The organism is Pseudomonas sp. MYb541 (assembly GCF_037479595.1).
GTDB lineage: Bacteria > Pseudomonadota > Gammaproteobacteria > Pseudomonadales > Pseudomonadaceae > Aquipseudomonas > Aquipseudomonas canadensis.
In genome coordinates, this window is the sequence record NZ_JBBGYS010000014.1 from 20,163 (window position 1) to 38,746 (window position 18,584).

Here is an 18,584-nt window from a genome sequence, read left to right on the forward strand (position 1 = left end):
GGTGGGCCGTGCTGGGCAAGTCAAACTTAAACGAGAACACACCTATGCTTTTTTCCCGTAAGGCGGTTTCCAAGCGTCACTTGCTGCTGATCGCGGCTGGTTTCAGCACTGTGTTGACCGGTTGTGCCACGTCGCCGGCCTCTAAGGTCGCGTCGAGCACCAAGGTCGAGTACTACCCGAACTGCTATGAGCCGGTGCAGCACCTGCGTGCGACTGACTCGGACATGACCAAGTCGGTCGTCACCGGCGCAGCCATCGGCGCGGCCGGCGGTGCACTGCTGGGCGCCCTGACCGGCGACTCCGACAAGCGTGGCCGTAACGCCGCCATCGGTGCAGCGGGCGGCGCCCTGGCCGGCGGCGCGGCGGGTTACTACACCGAGCGCCAGAAGCAGATCAGCGATGACAACCAGCGCATTGCGTCCTACTCCACCGACTTCAACAAAAGCGCCTCCGACATCGACCGCAGCACCGCCTACGCCAAAGCGTCGCAACAGTGCTACCAGAGCGCGTTCACCAAGCTGGTGGCCGACCGCAAGGCCAAGACCGTCAACGACACCGAAGGCCGCAAGCGCCTGGCGGAAATCGTGGCGGGCCTGAAGGAATCCAATGACCTGATCGTCGCGGTCAACGGCAAAGCCAGCGAAGACCTGAACAACTACACCCAGGCCTACGAAAAAGACCTGCAACAAGTGGGTGTGCAGCGTAACGACGTAGTGACCGTGGCCCAAGCCGAAGTAGCGCCGCCAGTTGTACCGGCCAAGAAAGGCAAGAATCCGCCGAAAGTCGCGAAGAAGAAAGACTTGCCAGTCGTGCCTAAAGAAGCAGTCACCACCGAGAAGAGCATCCAGACCGTGCAGGCCAAGCAAGCTGAAAGCAAGCAGGTCGCCAGCGCCGGCAAGGCCCAGCTCGAAGGCAGCTGCCGCGATCCGAACCTGGCCGACTGGGCACCGGTACCTTGCCCTAACGTTTAAGTAACATGCTGCTATAAGCGTCAAACGCCAGCCGATCTTCCGCTAATGCGCAAGATCGGTGGCGTTCTTTTTGCAAATCGTTAAACTGCTGCGGCCACTCAATAATTACACCGAGGCCGTGTGCATGAAATTTCGTCTTCTCCTGTGGGTGCTGGGCCTGATGATGGGCAAAGCCAGCCGCACCAATCCTGCCTTCCAGCAACAGTTGGGCGATAAAGACCTGGCATTCCAGTTGCAGACCCTCGACGGCAAGGTTGCCCGTCACTTCATCGTCAAAGACCAGCGCATCACCAGCCGTTCGGGTGTTCACCCGTCGCCGGCGTTCGCCATCGCCTTTAAAGATGCGGCCTACGGCTTCGCCACGATGCAGGCGAAGAACAAGCAATTGGCGTTCATGACGGGGATTCAGGACAAGTCGATCCAGATCAAGGGAAACCCGGCGCTGGTGATCTGGTTCCAGGGGTTGACCAAGTATTTGAAGCCGAAGAAAAAGAAGTAGATTTTCAGTCAGACCGAGGTGAATTCATCGCAGGCAAGCCAGCTCCCACAGTTGACCGGGTTCCAACCTTGGAATGCAGTCTCTGTGGGAGCTGGCTTGCCTGCGATAGCGGTCTGACAGGTGACGGATTTATCCCTGGCTGAACTGGGACGCCAGCTCCCGCAACAACACCTCGGCATCCAACACTTTGCCGACCACTTCTTCAGCCTTGTCACGGCTCAACCCCAACCGCTCCAGCAGCGCATCTGGAATCGCCTCATCCGGCCCGGAGCCAATCCCACGGCTGCGCAACAAGCGTACCGCCAGACACACCAGGTTCGGGTATTCAGCGTACTGACCATCGTAGGTCGGATCGTGCTGGAAGCGCAGGGCAGTGGACAGTTCATCCGGCATGTCCCAGTAGCGCATCAGCCACGCACCGATTTGCTCGCGGCTGATGCCCAGCAGGTGTTGCTCGACATAGCTGTGGCACAGGTGCGGGTTGACCTCCAGGTGACGGCAGATCAGCGAAAAGTGCGGCGGGAACACGTGAGCCAGCAGCAGGTAACCGAAGTTGTGCAGCAGGCCCGCGAGGTAGGTCAGGCCGGCTTCCGGGCGCTGGGCACGGGGCATAGCGCGGGTCAGGCCTTCGATCACGGCGGCGGTGTAGATTGACTGGTGCCAGTAGGGTGTGGACTGGTGCGGGTGATCCTTGGGCAGGCTCAGGGTCTTGCCCAATGCCAGGCCCAGCGCCAGGTTGATCACCAGGTCAAAACCCAGCACGCGCACGATGGCGTCTTCCACGGAGCGGATCTTGCCCGGCGACGCGTAGTAGGGCGACGCGGCCCAGCTCACGACTTGCGCGGCCAAAGCGGGGTCGGTTTCGACCACGCCGGTGATGTCATCAATGGTGGCATTCGGGTCGACACGCAGCTTGATGATCTTCTGCGCCGTGTCGGCCAGCGGTGGAATCTCGATGGTCGCTTCCAGGCGTTGCTGGATGCGGCGGGCGGTGAATGCCTGCATCGCCTGGGTAATTTCCTCGCGGTCATCATTCGGGCGGTCAAGGTTGGGGCGGATGTTGCTCAGCGGCTCGCCGAAGTGGCCGGCGCTGGCCTTGGTCAGCATCGTCTTGAACGTGTCGGTCGGTATTTCCAGTAGCAGCCCGGCTTCGCCCGAATGCACCAGCAGGCTCGGCTCGTTGAGCAGGCTGCCTTCGTACAGGCACGGCGAACTGGTGAGCGGCGGCAGGCCTGGCAACAGGCTCAGTTCGTGCTTGCCCAGCATGCGTTCGACGCGATCCGGCGACACTGCCGTGAGGCGGCGACCGGTGAGTTCGGCGAGGCGGTTGAGGTCGAGCAATTGGTTCTGCGGGAACAGCACCATCAGTGCGCCCACCGCGTCTTCCAGCAACACGGCCTGGACCTTTCGCGCAGGATTCAGGCCCGGTAGGTCGGTGACTTCCGTATAGGGGATGGCGAGTTTTGCGAGCAGAGCCCGAATGACCGGCGGGGCGGTCAGTGGGGCTGTGGCGAGGGCAACTTCTGACATGGCCTGATCCAATTTCTTACAGTCCACGAAGTATAACCAGCTTGATACAAGTGTTGGTCGACTAAGTGAGTCAGGCGTCACACTTGGCCGTATTGCTGCCCATGGCGTAGCCAGCGGTCCAGCAATGGGCTGACATGATCCGGCCAACGTTCGAGCAGCGCTTGCGCCGCATCGCGCACGGCCGGCAGCAGGTCAGCGTCGCGCATCAGGTCGGCGACCTTGAATTGCAGCAGGCCGGTCTGGCGGGTGCCGAGCATTTCACCGGGGCCGCGCAGTTCGAGGTCTTTTTCGGCAATGATAAAACCGTCGTTGGTTTCACGCATGATGCCCAGGCGCTGGCGACCAATCTGTGACAGCGGCGGGTGGTAGAGCAGCACGCAATGGCTGGCGGCGCTGCCCCGGCCGACCCGGCCGCGCAACTGGTGCAGTTGCGCCAGGCCAAGGCGCTCGGGGTTCTCGATAATCATCAAGCTGGCGTTGGGTACGTCCACACCGACCTCGATCACCGTGGTAGCCACCAACAGTTGCAGGTTACCGGCCTTGAATTCGGCCATCACGGCGGCTTTTTCTGCGGGCTTCATGCGGCCATGGATCAAGCCGACCTTGAGCTCGCCCAAGGCGCTGGTAAGGTCCTCAAAGGTGGTCTCGGCAGCCTGGCAGGTTAGCTCTTCGGACTCTTCGATCAGCGTGCACACCCAGTACGCCTGGCGCCCTTCGGCACAGGCGCCGCGCACGCGCTCGATCACTTCGACACGTCGGGTGTCGGTGACCAACACGGTGTTGACCGGCGTCCGGCCGGGCGGCAGTTCGTCGAGGATCGAGGTGTCGAGGTCGGCATAGGCGCTCATCGCCAGGGTGCGCGGGATCGGCGTAGCGGTCATGATCAACTGGTGCGGGTTCATGCGCCCGCCCACGCCTTTCTGGCGCAGGGCCAGGCGTTGTTGCACGCCGAATCGATGTTGTTCGTCGATGATCACCAGCGCCAGATTCTTGAATTGCACTTCATCCTGAAACAGCGCGTGGGTGCCCACCACCATGGGTGCTCCACCGGCAATCTGCTCCAGTGCCGCTGCGCGTACCTTGCCCTTGAGCTTGCCGGCCAGCCACGCCACTTCCAGGCCCAGAGGCTCGAGCCAGCGCTTGAAGGTGATGAAGTGCTGCTCGGCAAGAATTTCGGTGGGTGCCATCAACGCCACTTGGTAACCGGCTTCCAGCGCTTGCAAGGCGGCGAGAGCGGCGACCACGGTCTTGCCCGCGCCCACATCGCCCTGGATCAGGCGCAGCATGGGTTCCTGCTGGCTTAAGTCGTAGGCGATTTCATTACCGACGCGTTGTTGGGCGCCGGTCGGCGCAAAGCCCAGGTTGGCCAGGTATTGCGCGGGCAAACGCGTGGCCTTGGGCATCGCCGGCGCACGCAGGGAACGCATGCTTTCGCGCAGGCGCTGCTGGGACAGTTGGTGGGTCAGCAGTTCTTCAAACGCCAGGCGGTGCTGGGCCCAGTGATGACCCAGCGCCAGCTCGTCGACATCGGCATCGGCAGGCGGGTGATGCAAGTAGCGAATCGCATCGTCCAGCGACGCCAGTTGATAGTCGCGGGCCAGCTCCAGCGGCAGCCAGTCGGGCAGGCTTTTCGGGCCGAGCATCGTCAGCGTCTGCATGCACAGCTGGCGCAGGCGTTGCTGGGTCAGGCCTTCGGTGAGCGGGTAGATCGGTGTGAGCGTGGTGTCGACTGGCGGCGGTTCATCGCCGGTAATGGCGCGGTATTCCGGGTGATAGATCTCCAGGCCCGATGCACCAGGCCGCGCTTCGCCGTAGCAGCGTACGCGGGTGCCGCGTTTTAGGCCTTCTTTCTGTGCGTTGCTGAAATGGTAGAAGCGCAGGCTCAGGCCACCGGTGCCGTCCTGCAGACGCACCACCAGGCTGCGACGCTTGCCCATCACCACGTCGGCGCCGCTGACCGTGCCTTCTACCACCGCGTCCTGCCCAGGGCGCAACTGGCCGATGGGCACCACGCGGGTGCGGTCCTGATAGCGCAGGGGCAGGTGGAACAACACGTCCTGGAGGTTTTCCAGGCCGACCTTGGCCAACTTCTCGGCCATGGCTTCACCGACACCCTTGAGTGCCGTCACCGACACCTGCGACAGCTCAGTCATACCGTTGCTTAGCTCGCAGCCGTCGGCTTGGCAACCGAGCACAGGCGGATCGAGTCGGCGAGGATCTCAATCGCTTTCGGTCGTGGGAAGCTGGCGCGCCAGGCGATCGCCACGGTACGGAACGGCACCGGCGGCGTCAGCGGGCGCACTTCGATCACGCCGGGGGCGTAGTGGTGGCTGTCCACCGCCGACAGCGGCAGGATCGAAATGCCCAGGCCGGAGGCGACCATGTGCCGGATGGTTTCCAGGGAACTGGATTCCACGGTGGTGTGCTTGGCGCCGTCGTTGCCCTTGGTCAGGGTCGGGCAGGCTTCCAATACCTGGTCACGGAAGCAGTGGCCTTCGCCCAGCAGCAGCAGGCTCTTGTCGTTGAGCAGGCCGGCGTCGATGGTGTCCTTTTGCGTCCACGGGTGGGAAGCGGGCATCAGTACGTAGAACGGTTCGTCGTAGAGCGGCAGGGTCAGCACGTCGGCTTCGTTGAACGGCAGGGCGATGATGATCGCGTCCAGCTCGCCGTTGCGCAGTTTGTCGCGCAGCACGTGGGTGAAGTTTTCTTCGATATACAACGGCATCTGCGGCGCGACGCGGTGCAGTTGCGGGATCAGGTGCGGGAACAGGTACGGGCCGACGGTGTAGATGGCGCCGACTTTCAGCGGTGCGGTCAGCTGGTTCTTGCCGGCCTGGGCCAGTTCGCGAATGCTCTGCGCCTGCTCCAGCACCTTCTGGGCCTGGGCCACAATGCCTTCGCCCACAGGCGTTAGGCGCACGGCGCTCTTGCTGCGCTCGAAAATCAGCACACCGAGTTCGTCTTCAAGCTTTTTCACGCCCACCGACAGCGTCGGCTGGCTGACATGGCAACGCTCGGCCGCGTGGCCGAAGTGCTGCTCTTGGGCGAGGGTAACGATGTAGCGCAATTCTGTAAGAGTCATAGCGGGCGTCCATGAGGTTGCGGGCCAAGCATACCGGCTGCAATCGATAGACGCACGTTATCAGAACTTTGCTGGGGATTGAGCGGGGAGTTACGCAGATTTTGCTGAAGGTGGTAAGGGTTGCCCCTCACCACCTTCATTTTCAGCGACGACGCTTCTCGATGTTGTACACGAACGGTGCAACGATCTCGATGCTGCCACCTTTGAGCATGTCTGCCGGTGGCTTGGGCAGCGGCTGGGCGCGACGGATCATGTCCAGCGTGGCGCGGTCCAGGTCGGCGTTGCCGGAGCGGCCCACCAACTCGTAGGACAGCACGTTGCCTTCGGCATCCACCACGAACTTCAGGCGGTTCAGGCCTTCCTTGCCACGGGCCTGCGCGCCTGGCGGGTACTTTTTGTACTTCTGCAAGTGAGCCAGCAGTGTGCCTTCCCAGGAAGCCTTCGCTGCGATTTGCTGCGGAGAAGGGCCTGGTACAGGTTGCGCCGATTTCTCAGCCGGTGCCTGGGTCGGCGGAGCGTCGCTCGGCGGATCCTCGGAGGGTTTCTCCTTGGGCGGCTCGATCTTCTTCTCCACAGGCTTCGGCGGCTGCGGTTTAGGCTTGGGCTTGACCGGCTTGGGCACCTGGATCGTTGGCTTGGGTGCCTCGGCCAGTTTCGGCAGGGGCAGCTCTTCCACCGGTGCAGGCGGTTGCGGCGGCGTTACCACCTTGGGCGGCGCTGGCGGCGGCGGGGCTGGCATCGGTGCCAGGTCGATGACCATGGCAGCCGGCGGCAACTGCACCGTGCGCGGCGCGGACCAATGAAGCGCGATAGCGATCGCGACGGCATGCACGCCCAGTACGACGGCGAGGCTGGTGCCATAACGCGTCAGTTTGTGGCGCGTCGTGATCATTTCTTGGCTGCCGTCTCAAGTCCGACCAGGCCGACCTTGAGGTAGCCGGCTGCCCGCAGGGCATCCATCACGCTCATCAGGTCGCCGTAGTCCACGCCCTTGTCAGCCTGGAAGAAGATCGTCGTGTCTTTCTTGCCTTGGGTCTTGGCGTCGAGCACGGGGCCCAGGGTTTCAGCTTTGACTTCTTCTTCGCCCAGGAACAGGCGTTGGTCCGCCTTGACGCTGAGGAAGATCGGTTTCTCTGGCCGTGGCGCAGGTTTGGCGCTGGACGCGGGTAGGTCGACCTTGATGTCCACGGTCGCCAACGGTGCCGCCACCATGAAGATGATTAGCAGCACTAGCATCACGTCGATAAACGGCGTGACGTTGATTTCGTGGTTCTCGACGAGTTCGTCGTCGCCTTGATTCAAATGCAGGCCCATGGCCGATTACCCCACTTTCACCATGTGCGGTTGCGAGCTGCGCTCGGTAGGCAGGTGATCGAGGTCGCGGCTGACCAGCAGCAGGACTTCTGCCGACGCGTCCGATACCTGGGCCTTGTAGCCGGCAATCGAACGGGCGAAGACGTTGTAGATCACCACCGCAGGAATCGCGGCAACCAGGCCCAGGGCGGTCGCCAGCAGGGCTTCGGCGATGCCAGGGGCAACGACGGCAAGGTTGGTGGTCTGGGTTTTGGCGATGCCGATGAAGCTGTTCATGATGCCCCACACGGTACCGAACAAGCCGACGAACGGCGCGGTGGAACCGATGGTCGCCAGCACGCCGGTGCCGCTGCTCATGTTACGACCGCAGGCTGCCACCAGGCGCTCCAGGCGGAAGGCCACACGTTCCTTGATGCCTTCTTTTTCGCGGGTGTTGGCCGACAGGCGCATTTCTTCCAGCGCGTCGTGCACCAGAGTGTTGGCAAGGGTGCCCTTCTTGGTCGCGCTTTCGCTGGCTTCCTTGAGGGTGGTAGCCTTTTTCAGGTGGACGATTTCAGTGCGCAGACGACGTTTGGCGCCCAGCAGCTCGAAGCCTTTGGCGATCCAGATGGTCCAGGTGATGATCGAGGCGATGGCCAGGCCGATCATCACGGTTTTCACCACCACGTCAGCGTTCTGGTACATGCCCCACGGCGACAGGTCATGGGCCATGCCCAGGGTGTTGTCTTCTTCCAACACCACACCGGTGTCTTCGGCGGAGGCTGGGTCAGCCGCCAGGGCCGGGTCGGTGGCGGCCGGCGCAGCCACTGGAGCTGCCGGTGCCGCGGCATTTTGCTCGGCGGCAGCCGGGGTGGTGGGTGCGGTGGCGTCAGCGAAGGCGGCGGTCGGTGCCAGCAGTACGCTGAACAGCAGCGCAGCAATCGCGCGCCAGGCGCGGGATGGGCTGTGAAGCTTGGTTGGCGAAGCGGGGGTTGTATTACGTGTCATGCTGGCCGGACCTGAGAGAAAAAATGAGTGATCGTCCTTCCAGACCCAAGGGGTCGAGGACAAATGGGCGGTTATTATTGCAAGTAATTCTTGTTAACAGAAGTAATACAGTTACTTTATTTGCCCTTTTTCTGGCCGTCGGTCACTCGCGAGGGCTAACCTAGACCTTTCAGTACGGAGTTTTGTGATGTCTGCGCCTTCTGTTGTGATTGCCGGCTGTGGCGATGTAGGGAGCCGGCTGGCCAGCCAGTTGCTCGCCTCGGAATGGGAGGTTCATGGCCTGCGCCGCGATATTTCGCGGCTGCCCGACGGGGTGGTCGGTATTGCCGGTAACCTGTTCAACAAGGATTGCCCTGACACCTGGCCGATCGGCGGGGTGGATTACTTGGTGTACTGCGCTGCTGCGACGGACCACGACGAGGCTGGCTATCGCGCTGCTTATGTTGAAGGGTTGAAACATGTGCTGGAGTGGCTGGGCGACTACGGGCAGGAGCCTAAGCACCTGCTGTTTGTATCCAGCAGCAGCGTTTACGGGCAGCAGAATGGCGAGTGGGTCGACGAAACGTCGGAGACTCAGGCGAAGGGATATTCCGGGCAAGTAATGTTGGAGGCTGAGCAAGTTGCGCTCGACAGTGGCATCCCCGCCAGCATTGTGCGTCTGACTGGTATCTATGGACCGGGCCGCGAATGGCTGTTGACTCAGGTTCGCCAAGGCTACCGCGTGGCAATCGACCCACCTTTATATGGCAACCGCATTCACGCAGATGACGCAGCGGGTTTGCTGGCGTTTTTGTTGCATCATGTGGAAAAAGGCGGCTCGCTGGAGAAGGTCTACATCGGCGTCGACGATGCGCCTGCGCCGCTGGCCGAGGTGGTGGATTGGTTGCGTGAGTATCTGGGTGTGACCGAATGGGCTGATGACGCGAGTGTGCGGCGTGCTGGCAGCAAGCAATGCAGCAATGCCCGAGCCAAGGCGTTGGGTTGGGTGCCGACGTACCCGACTTACCGCGAGGGCTACGCGGCGATCCTCGAAGGCCAGCGTTAAATGAAAAAGGAGCCCAAGGGCTCCTTTTTTATCATTGTTTTTCCAGCAACCACTGGCGAGGCCCTGGCGTAAACGAAGGCACCTCATCCGCCTGTGCGGTATTGATCGCCTGGAAGATCTCCAGCTGCTTGCCTTTGCGCACAAAGATCCACGGGTTGCCCTGGCCGTTCAACTGCAGCCAGATACTGTCGTAGCCACCGCTCATGGACGCGCAATCGCCCGCCAGGCACAGCGAGTACTGATCGACATTCGGCAGGCCGGCGACCTTGCCGTTGGCCTGGAATTGCACGATGGCGCCGCTTCCGAAGCCGTCGAGGATCTTCCAGTCACCCCCCATATAAGCGGCGTACAGCGCACGCTCGAAGTTTGCGCCCAGTGGCGCGCCTTCCGGTGCGGGCTCTTTGGGGCGGGCGAACAGCTGTTCAGGCTCGTTGTCGTTGGCCACTTGCAGCAGCTGTTTGCCTTTGCGCTTGAGTTCGGTGGCGGAGCTGCCGTAGAAATCCACACTCCACGCGCCGGACTTTTCACCCAGCAATTTGCCTTCCGCTACTTCAAAACCGTTGTAGTAGCGTGCCTGCGAGGCCTTGGTATTGACCTCCCATTCGAGGTTCGGGCCAAAGCTCTGCAGGGCTTCACGCAAAGGGCCGCCTTTGGCTGCCGCATCGATGGCGACCTGGTTGATCCAGGTGCCGCTCACATCCCGGTCGGCAGGGTTGCTGGCGCAGCCGCCGAGCAACAGGGCGAGCAGTGATGAGGCTACAAGCGCTTTGCGCATCATGAAATCCTTTTAAAACGAAGTCGGCGCAGCCTATGGGGGCTGCGCCGGGTGTTTTACTCGATGACCAGAATCGCGTCCATCTCAACCTGTGCACCCTTTGGCAGGGCGGCAACGCCGATGGCGGCGCGGGCTGGGTAAGGCTGTTCGAAGTACTTGCCCATGATCTCGTTGACCTTGGCGAAGTGGCTCAGGTCGGTGAGGAAGATGTTCAGCTTGACGATGTCTTTGAACGAACCGCCGGCAGCCTCGGCCACCGACTTGAGGTTTTCGAAGACCTGCACGGTCTGTGCTTCGAAGCCTTCAACCAGTTCCATGGTCTTTGGGTCCAGTGGAATCTGGCCGGACATGTAGACGGTGTTGCCTGCCTTGATCGCCTGGGAGTAAGTGCCGATGGCGGCCGGGGCTTTATCGCTGGTGATAACAGTCTTGGTCATGAATGACTCCTTGTAATGTGGCTTAGGCGCGCATGCGAGTGATGCGGATCACACCCGTCAAGGCACGCAGTTTCTTGATCACGCGGGCCAGGTGCACGCGGTCGTGAACGCTGACCACCAACTGGACCACGCTGATGCGACCATCGCGTTCGTCCATGCTGATCTTCTCGATATTGCCGTCCGCTGCGTTGACGCTGCTGGCGAGCAGGGCGATCAGGCCGCGCTGGTGTTCCAGCTCCACCCGCAGCTCGACGTTGAATTCGCCGGTGACATCCTTGGCCCACGAGAGCTGGATGCATTTTTCCGGGTTGTGGCGGATTTCGGTGATGTTGCGGCAGTTGTCCAGGTGCACCACCATGCCTTTGCCCGCCGACAAATGGCCGACAATCGGGTCGCCCGGGATCGGCGTGCAGCACTTGGCATAGCTGAGTACCAGGCCCTCAGTGCCACGAATCGCCAGCGGACCTTCGGGGCTTGGCAATTGTTCGCCTTCGCCGAGCAGGCGGCGGGCGACCACGTAGGCCATGCGGTTGCCCAGGCCGATATCTTCCAGCAGGTCTTCGATGGTTTCCTGGCGATACTCGTGGAGCATCGCTTGCACGCGCTCTGTAGGAATCTTGTCCAGGGCGCTGTCGAAACCGTTGAGTACCTTGTTCAGCAGGCGTTCGCCCAGGCTGATGGACTCGGAGCGGCGCTGCAGTTTCAAGGCGTGACGGATGTGCGTGCGCGCCTTGCCGGTGACCACAAAGTTGAGCCATGCCGGATTCGGGCGTGCGCCCGGTGCGCTGACGATCTCGACCGTGGAACCACTTTGCAGCGGCTCTGACAGCGGTGCGAGACGACGATTGATCCGACAGGCGATGCAGCTGTTGCCCACATCGGTGTGCACGGCGTAGGCGAAGTCGACCGCCGTGGAGCCTTTGGGCAGCTCCATGATCCGGCCTTTGGGCGTGAACACATAGACCTCGTCCGGAAACAGGTCGATCTTCACGCTTTCGATAAATTCGAGGGAGTTGCCGGCACGTTGCTGCATTTCCAGCACGCCCTTGACCCATTGGCGGGCGCGGGCATGGGTGCCTTTTGGCTGCTCGTCGCCGCTGGATTTGTACAGCCAATGGGCGGCGATGCCGTTATTGGCCATCTCTTCCATTTCGCGGGTGCGGATCTGGATCTCGATCGGCACCCCGTGCATACCAAACAGCGTGGTATGCAGCGACTGGTAGCCGTTCGCCTTGGGAATCGCGATGTAATCCTTGAAGCGCCCCGGCAGCGGTTTGTACAAATTATGTACAGCGCCCAGCACGCGGTAGCAGGTGTCGACCTTGTCGACGATGATCCGGAACGCATACACGTCCATGATCTCGTTGAAGGCCCGACGCTTGCCGCGCATCTTCTTGTAGATGCCGTAGATGTGTTTCTGCCGGCCGCTGACCTCGCCTTCGATCTCGTCGATCGCCAGGCAATGGCTCAGGGACTCTTCGATCTTGTTGACGATTTCCTTGCGGTTGCCCCGGGCGCGCTTGACCGCCTGGTAGATGCGCGCCGAACGCATCGGGTGCATGGCTTTGAAACCGAGGTCTTCGAATTCGATACGAATGGCGTGCATGCCCAGCCGGTTGGCGATGGGCGCGTAGATTTCCAGGGTTTCCTTGGCGATGCGCCGGCGTTTTTCGCCGGACAGCACTTCCAGCGTGCGCATGTTGTGCAGCCGGTCGGCCAGCTTGACCAGAATCACCCGGATATCGCGGGCCATGGCCATGGCCATCTTCTGGAAGTTTTCCGCCTGGGCTTCGGCCTTGGTCTCGAAGTTCATCTGGGTCAGTTTGCTGACCCCGTCGACCAGTTCGGCCACGGTTTCGCCAAATTGTGCGCTGAGCGCTTCCTTGGCGATGCCGGTGTCTTCGATCACGTCATGCAGCATCGCGGCCATCAGGCTCTGATGGTCCATGTGCATGTCGGCAAGAATGTTTGCCACCGCAAGAGGATGGGTGACATACGCCTCGCCGCTACGGCGGCGTTGGCCGTCGTGGGCTTGTTCGGCGTAGAAATACGCTCGGCGGACCAGGTTGACCTGGTCTGGGCCGAGGTAGGCCGATAAGCGATCGGCGAGGGCGTCTATGCTCGGCAAAGTGTGAACTCCTGCCGTTGGCTGTGACCCCGCGCCGTGCTACGTCGACCAGGCATAGGCTTAGACGGCCTCGTTGGACTCGTCCTCGAACGCTGCAAACAGCGGTTCGTCTTCAACGATTTCAGCGTTGGCGATGAACTCGTAGCTCATCAGGCCTTCAGCGATTTCACGCAGGGCTACAACGGTAGGCTTGTCGTTTTCCCACTGGACCAGGGGCTCTTTGCCGCCAGTGGCCAGTTGACGGGCACGCTTGGTAGAGAGCATGACCAGCTCAAAGCGGTTATCCACGTGTTCTAGGCAGTCTTCAACGGTTACGCGGGCCATGGTATTCCTCGGAGCGAATGCAAGATGCGCGCTGCCCGGTTGGGCGAGCGGACTAAACAGTTTAAAAAATCACCAGCGTTTAGGGAAGCGCTGATTTTTCGCAGGCCCTCGCAAAACCGCTACAAGTGCCAATGTAAAGCCCTTGCAGCGGTTTTGGGAAGAGCCAATCAACCGAGCAGTTCGGCCAGTAATTTGCCGAAACGCTGTTGCTGGCGCTTTTGCTGGAGCTGATTGGTGCGGAAAATCGCCTTCAAATCGTCCAGTGCGTGGGCAAAATCGTCGTTGATGATCAGGTAGTCGTAGTCGACGTAGTGGCTCATTTCGCTGACGGCTTCACGCATACGACCTTCGATGATCTCGTCACTGTCCTGGCCACGGTTGGTCAGGCGTTGGTGCAAGGCTTCCAGCGAAGGCGGCAGGATGAAGATCGAGCGCGCCTGGGGCATCAGCTTGCGCACTTGCTCGGCGCCCTGCCAGTCGATTTCCAGGATCAGGTCGTGGCCTTCATCCAGAGTCTGCTGCAGGTGGCTTTGCGAGGTGCCGTAGAGGTTGCCGAACACTTCGGCACGCTCCAGGAAGTCGCCGTGTTCGATCATCTTGACGAACTCGGTGCGCTCGACGAAGTGATAGTGCACGCCGTTTACCTCACCCGGACGCATGGCGCGGGTGGTGTGGGAAACCGAAATGCGGATCTGCTCGTCAGCGTCGGTCAGGGCCTTGACCAGACTGCTCTTGCCCGCGCCCGAAGGGGCGGAAATGATGTACAGGGTGCCGGTGCTGTGGGTCATGGAGGTTGCCTTACTCAATATTCTGTACTTGTTCGCGCATCTGCTCGATCAACACTTTGAGGTTGACCGCCGCCGTGGTGCTGCGCGGGTCGAACGCCTTGGAGCCCAGTGTATTGGCTTCGCGGTTGAGTTCCTGCATCAGGAAGTCCAGGCGCCGACCGGCGGCACCGCCGGACTTGAGCACGCGGCGCACTTCGCGGATGTGGGTGCTCAGGCGATCGAGCTCTTCGGCAACGTCGCTCTTCTGCGCCAACAGGACCATTTCCTGCTCCAGGCGCGTGGGGTCGAGGTCGGCCTTCATGTCGGTGAAGCGGTCGAGCACCTTCTGGCGCTGGCTGGCGAGCATCTGCGGCACCAGTTCACGCAGGGTGACAACGTCTGCTTCAATGGCGGTCAGGCGCTCGCTGATCAAGCGCGCCAGCTCGGCGCCTTCGCGCTCGCGGCCGGCTTTCAGCTCCTTGAGGCCTTGGTTGAACAGGGCGAGCGCTTCGGCGTTAAGGGCTTGCGGGTCGGTGGCGTCGGCCACCAGTACACCGGGCCAGGCCAGCACTTCCAGCGGGTTGAGCGCGGCCGGCTGCTTGATCAGGCCGGCGATGGTTTCGGCTGCGGCGACCAGTTGCGCGGCGCGGTCGCGGTCAATCTGCAAGGCCTTGCCGGTGGTTTCTTCGGTAAAACGTAGGGTGCATTCCAGCTTGCCGCGGGAAATACCCTGGCGCAGTGCTTCACGCACGGCGCCTTCGAGATCGCGGAACGACTCCGGCAGGCGCAGGTGCGGCTCCAGGTAACGGCTGTTGACCGAGCGCAGTTCCCAGCTCAGGGTGCCTTGGACGCCGGCTTTTTCGACGCGGGCGAAGGCGGTCATGCTGTGCACCATGGAGGTACCTCGCGTTGCAGCCCGCAAACACGGGCTGATGATTAAGAAGGCGCAGGATTGTAGCGCAGTGGGGCGGACACGCCCAAACCCGAGCATTCGTAACCGAATTTTTTAGCAGTGCCCCGAAACGGCTCGCGGCTCTATAATGCTCGGCAGTTTTTCGTCCTCAGTACAGGTGTCTCCCTATGAAACGTCCAAGTGGTCGCGCTGCCGATCAGCTCCGCTCGATCCGCATCACCCGCAACTACACCAAACACGCCGAGGGTTCTGTACTGGTCGAGTTTGGCGATACCAAGGTCATCTGCACCGTCAGCGTCGAAAACGGCGTGCCGCGTTTCCTCAAAGGCCAGGGCCAGGGTTGGTTGACCGCAGAGTACGGCATGCTGCCGCGCGCCACCGGTGAGCGTAACCAGCGTGAAGCCAGCCGTGGCAAGCAGGGCGGCCGTACACTGGAAATCCAGCGTCTTATCGGCCGCTCCCTGCGCGCAGCCCTGGACATGTCCAAGCTGGGCGACGTGACCCTGTATGTCGACTGCGACGTGATCCAGGCCGACGGCGGCACCCGCACTGCGTCCATCACCGGCGCCATGGTGGCCCTGGTTGACGCGCTGAAAGTGATCAAGAAACGTGGCGGCCTGAAAGGCGGTGACCCGCTCAAGCAGATGATTGCTGCGGTATCGGTAGGCATGTACCAGGGCGAGCCAGTGCTGGACCTGGACTACCTGGAAGACTCGGCTGCCGAGACCGACCTGAACGTGGTCATGACCAGCACCGGTGGTTTCATCGAAGTGCAGGGCACCGCCGAAGGCGCGCCCTTCCAGCCGGCCGAGCTGAACGCCATGCTGGCCCTGGCCCAGAAAGGCATGACCGAAATCTTCGAACTGCAGAACGCCGCCCTGGCTGACTGAGCCCGTTTCAAGGAGAAACGCCATGAATGACAACAACCAAATGCCGGTGCCTACGCCTTCCTACGAAGTGCGCCAGGGGGCAATGTTGTGCCATCTCGCGGCGTTTCTGGGCTTCGTGTTCCCCTTCGGTAGCGTCGTGGGGCCGCTGATCCTGTGGCAGATGAAGAAAGAAGTGGACCCGTTCATTGATGATCAGGGCAAGGAAGCGCTGAACTTCCAGATCACCGTGGCCATCGCCTGGATAGCTTGCATCGTGCTGGCTTTTGCAGTGATTGGCTTTTTCCTGATGGTTGCCCTGGCGATCGCCACGGTGGTGCTGACTATCATTGGCAGCATCAAGGCCAACAAGGGGATTGTGTATCGCTACCCCTTGACCTGGCGCCTGATCAAATAATGAACGCCCACAAAAAAACCGACAGCGATGTCGGTTTTTTTGTGCCTGGAAAAAGACCTTAGATGGTCAGTGTCCAGTCGTAGTCCACGATCAGCGGCGCGTGCTGCGAGAAGCGTGGCTGGCGCGGCAGGCGGGCGCTGCGCACGAACCGGCGCAGACCTGGGGTGAGCAACTGGTAGTCGAAACGCCAGCCCAGGTTAAGCATCTCAGCCTGTTCGTTGTCCGGCCACCAGCTGTACTGGTCGCCTTCGCGGCTGACTTCGCGCAGGGCATCCACATAGCCCATGTTGCCGACAATCTCGTCCATCCAGGCACGTTCCGGCGCCAGGAAACCCGGGGATTGCTGGCTGTCGCGCCAGTTCTTGATATCCAGCTTCTGTTGCGCCACGTACAGCGAGCCACAATAAATGTACTCGCGACGTTTGCGTCGCTGTTTATCCAGGTAACGGGCGAAATCGTCCATTAGCTTGAACTTCTGGTTCAAGTCTTCATCGCCGTTCTGCCCCGAAGGGAGCAGCAAGGTCGCGATGCTGACCTTATCGAAATCGGCTTGCAGGTAGCGCCCGTAGCGGTCGGCTGTCTCGAAGCCGAGGCCGCTGATGACCGCCTTGGGTTGCAACCGCGAATACAAAGCCACGCCACCTTGGGTGGGCACTTCGGCATCGCAGGCATAAAGGAAGTAGCCATCCAGTTGGAAGGCTGGGTCGTCCAGTTCAAAGGCGGAGGCGCGGGTATCCTGCAGGCAGATGACGTCGGCATTCTGGGCTTGCAGCCAACTGAGCAAACCACGCTCGACTGCAGCCTGAATACCATTAACGTTCACACTGATGATCCGCATAAATGGCCCCAAAAATCGCGTGCGTGTATGATACACGCCGTCCACCTAATTAGCTAAATCCGTGGTATCTGAGGCTTTTTTCATGCAGGCGTATCAACGCGATTTCATTCGTTTTGCCATCGATCGCGGCGTTTTGCGCTTCGGTGAGTTCACTTTGAAGTCCGGGCGCACCAGCCCGTACTTCTTCAATGCAGGCTTGTTCAACTCGGGTTCGGCCCTGGCCCAGCTGGGTCGTTTCTACGCGGCAGCCATCGTTGAAAGCGGTATTTCCTTCGACGTGCTGTTCGGCCCAGCCTACAAGGGTATCCCCCTGGCGGCGGCAACGGCCGTGGCTTTGGCTGAGCATCACGGGCAGGACCTGCCATGGTGTTTCAACCGCAAAGAGGCCAAGGCCCACGGCGAAGGCGGTAGCCTGGTCGGGGCTCCACTCAAGGGCGACGTGCTGATCATCGACGACGTGATCACCGCCGGTACTGCGATCCGCGAAGTCATGCAGATCATCGCCTCCCAGGATGGCGCCAAGGCTGCCGGCGTGCTGATCGCGCTGAACCGCCAGGAACGTGGCAACGGTGAATTGTCGGCCATCCAGGAAGTGGAGCGCGATTTCGGCATTCCGGTGGTGAGCATTGTGTCGTTGAACCAAGTGTTGCAGTTCCTGGAAGACGACCCGCAGCTTAAACAGCATCTACCCGCCGTGCGGGCGTATCGCGAGCAGTTCGGCGTCTAAGTAAAAGGCCCTGTGAAAACAGGGCCTTTTTTTTGGAATAAGGGTCAGGGTTGCTATGGCCCTCATGAGCGTTGAAACACGGCAGCCCGACTGGCGGTTAACCCAATTTCCGCCATTTATCGATCAGTCGCACGACGAGCCAGGCATTGAACAGCGCAAACACCAGCAATGCCAGGGCCACTAGCACGTACAGCGTGCGATCCACGTCGAAGTTCCATAGGTCCAGTGTGCTGCTGTTCATGACACGGACCGCAGTGGGCAGGTTTACGTAAAACAGCGCCATGAAAGTACTGGTCATGGGCAGTGCGCAGGCAAGCAAAATATTGATGACTTTCGTCCTGCTACGTTTCCTGGCCTGCGCGCCTGATTGGTTCTCATCCATCGCTAATGCATCATGTACCTTGGGCCACGCCCAGTTGAACATGAAGGTGGTCAGGGTCAGCAGCAGGCCGCTGACCGCGACGATGTCACCCAACGGCATTCAGGCCCAGCGTCTGGCATAACAGTGCTTTGGCGATGCGTTATAGCGCGCTTGCAATTTCGCTGTCGGAAATTTTTAGGGTTTTTTTGACCGGCTCCCACCGTTATTGGGAAGGCTGGTTCGGGTACGGATCTTCGACAGCGTCACCCTGGCCGGTGAGGATATTCCAGCCTTTCAGGAGGTGCGGGCTTGCTTTGAAATTTGGGCAGGGTGGAAGGGAAGTCTTCGACTGATTGCTATAGTGGCGTCCGCAGTCGGCACACTCATAGGTGCCTGCCGATACGTCGCTGCCGTAGGGGGTGTAGGTTTTTTGCATGGGGAAGATCTCCTGTGGATTTAAGGAAGATCCTAAGCAGATGTATGCCGGCAAGATGTCGGATGCTTCGATCATTGCGGTAGGGCATTTCCCTCTCGCATAAAAAAGACCGCAAATTTCGTCGATTCTTTCGGAGGTTTCGTACATAGGTACGTGTCGCCGAAAG

The 18,584-nt window shown here is 60.8% G+C and carries 21 protein-coding genes; 6 read left to right on the forward strand and 15 right to left on the reverse strand.

Annotated elements, in window-relative coordinates:
• The first annotated feature begins 44 nt into the window (after window positions 1-44).
• Window positions 45-971 carry a type VI secretion system-associated lipoprotein TagQ gene (tagQ, locus tag WH299_RS10740; RefSeq protein WP_123474767.1) on the forward strand — a complete coding sequence of 309 codons (927 nt, stop codon included), beginning with the start codon at window positions 45-47 and terminating at the stop codon, window positions 969-971.
• A 124-nt stretch (window positions 972-1,095) separates the two neighbouring features.
• A complete protein-coding gene (locus tag WH299_RS10745; RefSeq protein ID WP_010207528.1) occupies window positions 1,096-1,470 on the forward strand; it encodes a hypothetical protein in 375 nt (124 codons plus the stop codon).
• Window positions 1,471-1,599: 129 nt separating this feature from the next.
• Here the strand turns inward: WH299_RS10745 and WH299_RS10750 are convergent, their stop codons facing one another.
• From WH299_RS10750 to exbB, 6 genes are all read right to left on the reverse strand, one after another.
• The gene (locus WH299_RS10750; protein ID WP_122729884.1) at window positions 1,600-3,000 is read right to left on the reverse strand and encodes an aminoacyl-tRNA deacylase and HDOD domain-containing protein; all 1,401 of its coding nucleotides are present in this window, start codon (window positions 2,998-3,000) and stop codon (window positions 1,600-1,602) included.
• 77 nt (window positions 3,001-3,077) lie between these two features.
• Window positions 3,078-5,153, reverse strand: a complete 2,076-nt coding sequence (recG, locus tag WH299_RS10755) for an ATP-dependent DNA helicase RecG (protein WP_025999713.1) — start codon at window positions 5,151-5,153, stop codon at window positions 3,078-3,080.
• A gap of 8 nt (window positions 5,154-5,161) precedes the next feature.
• A complete protein-coding gene (locus tag WH299_RS10760) occupies window positions 5,162-6,082 on the reverse strand; it encodes a hydrogen peroxide-inducible genes activator (RefSeq protein ID WP_016975936.1) in 921 nt (306 codons plus the stop codon).
• A 142-nt stretch (window positions 6,083-6,224) separates the two neighbouring features.
• Complete coding sequence (locus WH299_RS10765) at window positions 6,225-6,974, reverse strand: TonB family protein (RefSeq protein WP_016975935.1); 750 nt, start codon at window positions 6,972-6,974, stop codon at window positions 6,225-6,227.
• Window positions 6,971-7,396 (reverse strand): TonB system transport protein ExbD, encoded by a 426-nt coding sequence (gene exbD / locus WH299_RS10770; RefSeq protein ID WP_003195519.1) that lies wholly within the window; start codon window positions 7,394-7,396, stop codon window positions 6,971-6,973. The genes WH299_RS10765 and exbD overlap by 4 nt, the downstream gene beginning before the upstream one ends.
• Before the next feature lie 6 nt (window positions 7,397-7,402).
• Window positions 7,403-8,383 (reverse strand): tonB-system energizer ExbB, encoded by a 981-nt coding sequence (exbB, locus tag WH299_RS10775; RefSeq protein ID WP_339550252.1) that lies wholly within the window; start codon window positions 8,381-8,383, stop codon window positions 7,403-7,405.
• A 187-nt stretch (window positions 8,384-8,570) separates the two neighbouring features.
• On the opposite strand from exbB, the gene WH299_RS10780 reads away from it, so the two are divergent.
• Window positions 8,571-9,428 (forward strand): SDR family oxidoreductase, encoded by an 858-nt coding sequence (locus WH299_RS10780; protein ID WP_339550253.1) that lies wholly within the window; start codon window positions 8,571-8,573, stop codon window positions 9,426-9,428.
• 31 nt (window positions 9,429-9,459) lie between these two features.
• Here the strand turns inward: WH299_RS10780 and WH299_RS10785 are convergent, their stop codons facing one another.
• From WH299_RS10785 to WH299_RS10810, 6 genes are all read right to left on the reverse strand, one after another.
• Window positions 9,460-10,203 carry a hypothetical protein gene (locus tag WH299_RS10785; protein WP_016975932.1) on the reverse strand — a complete coding sequence of 248 codons (744 nt, stop codon included), beginning with the start codon at window positions 10,201-10,203 and terminating at the stop codon, window positions 9,460-9,462.
• Between the two features lie 56 nt (window positions 10,204-10,259).
• A complete protein-coding gene (locus WH299_RS10790; protein ID WP_003176922.1) occupies window positions 10,260-10,640 on the reverse strand; it encodes a RidA family protein in 381 nt (126 codons plus the stop codon).
• Window positions 10,641-10,662: 22 nt separating this feature from the next.
• Complete coding sequence (gene spoT / locus WH299_RS10795) at window positions 10,663-12,768, reverse strand: bifunctional GTP diphosphokinase/guanosine-3',5'-bis pyrophosphate 3'-pyrophosphohydrolase (RefSeq protein WP_016975931.1); 2,106 nt, start codon at window positions 12,766-12,768, stop codon at window positions 10,663-10,665.
• A gap of 60 nt (window positions 12,769-12,828) precedes the next feature.
• Window positions 12,829-13,092: a DNA-directed RNA polymerase subunit omega gene (rpoZ, locus tag WH299_RS10800; protein ID WP_003176920.1), complete on the reverse strand. Its 264-nt coding sequence runs from the start codon at window positions 13,090-13,092 to the stop codon at window positions 12,829-12,831.
• 167 nt (window positions 13,093-13,259) lie between these two features.
• Window positions 13,260-13,880 carry a guanylate kinase gene (gmk, locus tag WH299_RS10805; RefSeq protein WP_016975930.1) on the reverse strand — a complete coding sequence of 207 codons (621 nt, stop codon included), beginning with the start codon at window positions 13,878-13,880 and terminating at the stop codon, window positions 13,260-13,262.
• Between the two features lie 10 nt (window positions 13,881-13,890).
• Window positions 13,891-14,754 (reverse strand): YicC/YloC family endoribonuclease, encoded by an 864-nt coding sequence (locus WH299_RS10810; RefSeq protein ID WP_339550254.1) that lies wholly within the window; start codon window positions 14,752-14,754, stop codon window positions 13,891-13,893.
• Window positions 14,755-14,939: 185 nt separating this feature from the next.
• Here WH299_RS10810 and rph point away from each other — a divergent pair, with 185 nt between their 5' ends.
• Together rph and WH299_RS10820 are read left to right on the forward strand one after the other, a co-directional pair.
• Entirely contained in the window at window positions 14,940-15,662 is a 723-nt protein-coding gene (gene rph / locus WH299_RS10815) for a ribonuclease PH (protein WP_016975928.1), read from the forward strand.
• A gap of 22 nt (window positions 15,663-15,684) precedes the next feature.
• Complete coding sequence (locus tag WH299_RS10820; protein ID WP_122729875.1) at window positions 15,685-16,056, forward strand: DUF4870 domain-containing protein; 372 nt, start codon at window positions 15,685-15,687, stop codon at window positions 16,054-16,056.
• A 58-nt stretch (window positions 16,057-16,114) separates the two neighbouring features.
• Here the strand turns inward: WH299_RS10820 and WH299_RS10825 are convergent, their stop codons facing one another.
• Entirely contained in the window at window positions 16,115-16,894 is a 780-nt protein-coding gene (locus tag WH299_RS10825) for an exodeoxyribonuclease III (RefSeq protein ID WP_003195493.1), read from the reverse strand.
• A gap of 82 nt (window positions 16,895-16,976) precedes the next feature.
• On the opposite strand from WH299_RS10825, the gene pyrE reads away from it, so the two are divergent.
• Window positions 16,977-17,621 (forward strand): orotate phosphoribosyltransferase, encoded by a 645-nt coding sequence (pyrE, locus tag WH299_RS10830; protein ID WP_028618476.1) that lies wholly within the window; start codon window positions 16,977-16,979, stop codon window positions 17,619-17,621.
• Window positions 17,622-17,718: 97 nt separating this feature from the next.
• Here pyrE and WH299_RS10835 read toward each other — a convergent pair whose 3' ends face one another.
• Window positions 17,719-18,102 (reverse strand): hypothetical protein, encoded by a 384-nt coding sequence (locus WH299_RS10835; protein ID WP_339550255.1) that lies wholly within the window; start codon window positions 18,100-18,102, stop codon window positions 17,719-17,721.
• A gap of 103 nt (window positions 18,103-18,205) precedes the next feature.
• On the reverse strand, window positions 18,206-18,418 hold the full coding sequence (locus WH299_RS10840) for a hypothetical protein (protein ID WP_028618475.1): 213 nt from the start codon (window positions 18,416-18,418) through the stop codon (window positions 18,206-18,208).
• Between the last annotated feature and the right edge of the window lie 166 nt (window positions 18,419-18,584).

What these genes read in the sequence shown, in the direction of transcription:
- tagQ (WP_123474767.1), top strand. Translation starts at nt 45, where the DNA reads ATGCTTTTTTCCCGTAAGGCGGTTTCCAAGCGTCACTTGCTGCTGATC.
- WH299_RS10745 (WP_010207528.1), top strand. Translation starts at nt 1,096, where the DNA reads ATGAAATTTCGTCTTCTCCTGTGGGTGCTGGGCCTGATGATGGGCAAA.
- WH299_RS10750 (WP_122729884.1), bottom strand. Translation starts at nt 3,000, where the DNA reads ATGTCAGAAGTTGCCCTCGCCACAGCCCCACTGACCGCCCCGCCGGTC.
- recG (WP_025999713.1), bottom strand. Translation starts at nt 5,153, where the DNA reads ATGACTGAGCTGTCGCAGGTGTCGGTGACGGCACTCAAGGGTGTCGGT.
- WH299_RS10760 (WP_016975936.1), bottom strand. Translation starts at nt 6,082, where the DNA reads ATGACTCTTACAGAATTGCGCTACATCGTTACCCTCGCCCAAGAGCAG.
- WH299_RS10765 (WP_016975935.1), bottom strand. Translation starts at nt 6,974, where the DNA reads ATGATCACGACGCGCCACAAACTGACGCGTTATGGCACCAGCCTCGCC.
- exbD (WP_003195519.1), bottom strand. Translation starts at nt 7,396, where the DNA reads ATGGGCCTGCATTTGAATCAAGGCGACGACGAACTCGTCGAGAACCAC.
- exbB (WP_339550252.1), bottom strand. Translation starts at nt 8,383, where the DNA reads ATGACACGTAATACAACCCCCGCTTCGCCAACCAAGCTTCACAGCCCA.
- WH299_RS10780 (WP_339550253.1), top strand. Translation starts at nt 8,571, where the DNA reads ATGTCTGCGCCTTCTGTTGTGATTGCCGGCTGTGGCGATGTAGGGAGC.
- WH299_RS10785 (WP_016975932.1), bottom strand. Translation starts at nt 10,203, where the DNA reads ATGCGCAAAGCGCTTGTAGCCTCATCACTGCTCGCCCTGTTGCTCGGC.
- WH299_RS10790 (WP_003176922.1), bottom strand. Translation starts at nt 10,640, where the DNA reads ATGACCAAGACTGTTATCACCAGCGATAAAGCCCCGGCCGCCATCGGC.
- rpoZ (WP_003176920.1), bottom strand. Translation starts at nt 13,092, where the DNA reads ATGGCCCGCGTAACCGTTGAAGACTGCCTAGAACACGTGGATAACCGC.
- gmk (WP_016975930.1), bottom strand. Translation starts at nt 13,880, where the DNA reads ATGACCCACAGCACCGGCACCCTGTACATCATTTCCGCCCCTTCGGGC.
- WH299_RS10810 (WP_339550254.1), bottom strand. Translation starts at nt 14,754, where the DNA reads ATGGTGCACAGCATGACCGCCTTCGCCCGCGTCGAAAAAGCCGGCGTC.
- rph (WP_016975928.1), top strand. Translation starts at nt 14,940, where the DNA reads ATGAAACGTCCAAGTGGTCGCGCTGCCGATCAGCTCCGCTCGATCCGC.
- WH299_RS10820 (WP_122729875.1), top strand. Translation starts at nt 15,685, where the DNA reads ATGAATGACAACAACCAAATGCCGGTGCCTACGCCTTCCTACGAAGTG.
- WH299_RS10825 (WP_003195493.1), bottom strand. Translation starts at nt 16,894, where the DNA reads ATGCGGATCATCAGTGTGAACGTTAATGGTATTCAGGCTGCAGTCGAG.
- pyrE (WP_028618476.1), top strand. Translation starts at nt 16,977, where the DNA reads ATGCAGGCGTATCAACGCGATTTCATTCGTTTTGCCATCGATCGCGGC.
- WH299_RS10835 (WP_339550255.1), bottom strand. Translation starts at nt 18,102, where the DNA reads ATGCCGTTGGGTGACATCGTCGCGGTCAGCGGCCTGCTGCTGACCCTG.
- WH299_RS10840 (WP_028618475.1), bottom strand. Translation starts at nt 18,418, where the DNA reads ATGCAAAAAACCTACACCCCCTACGGCAGCGACGTATCGGCAGGCACC.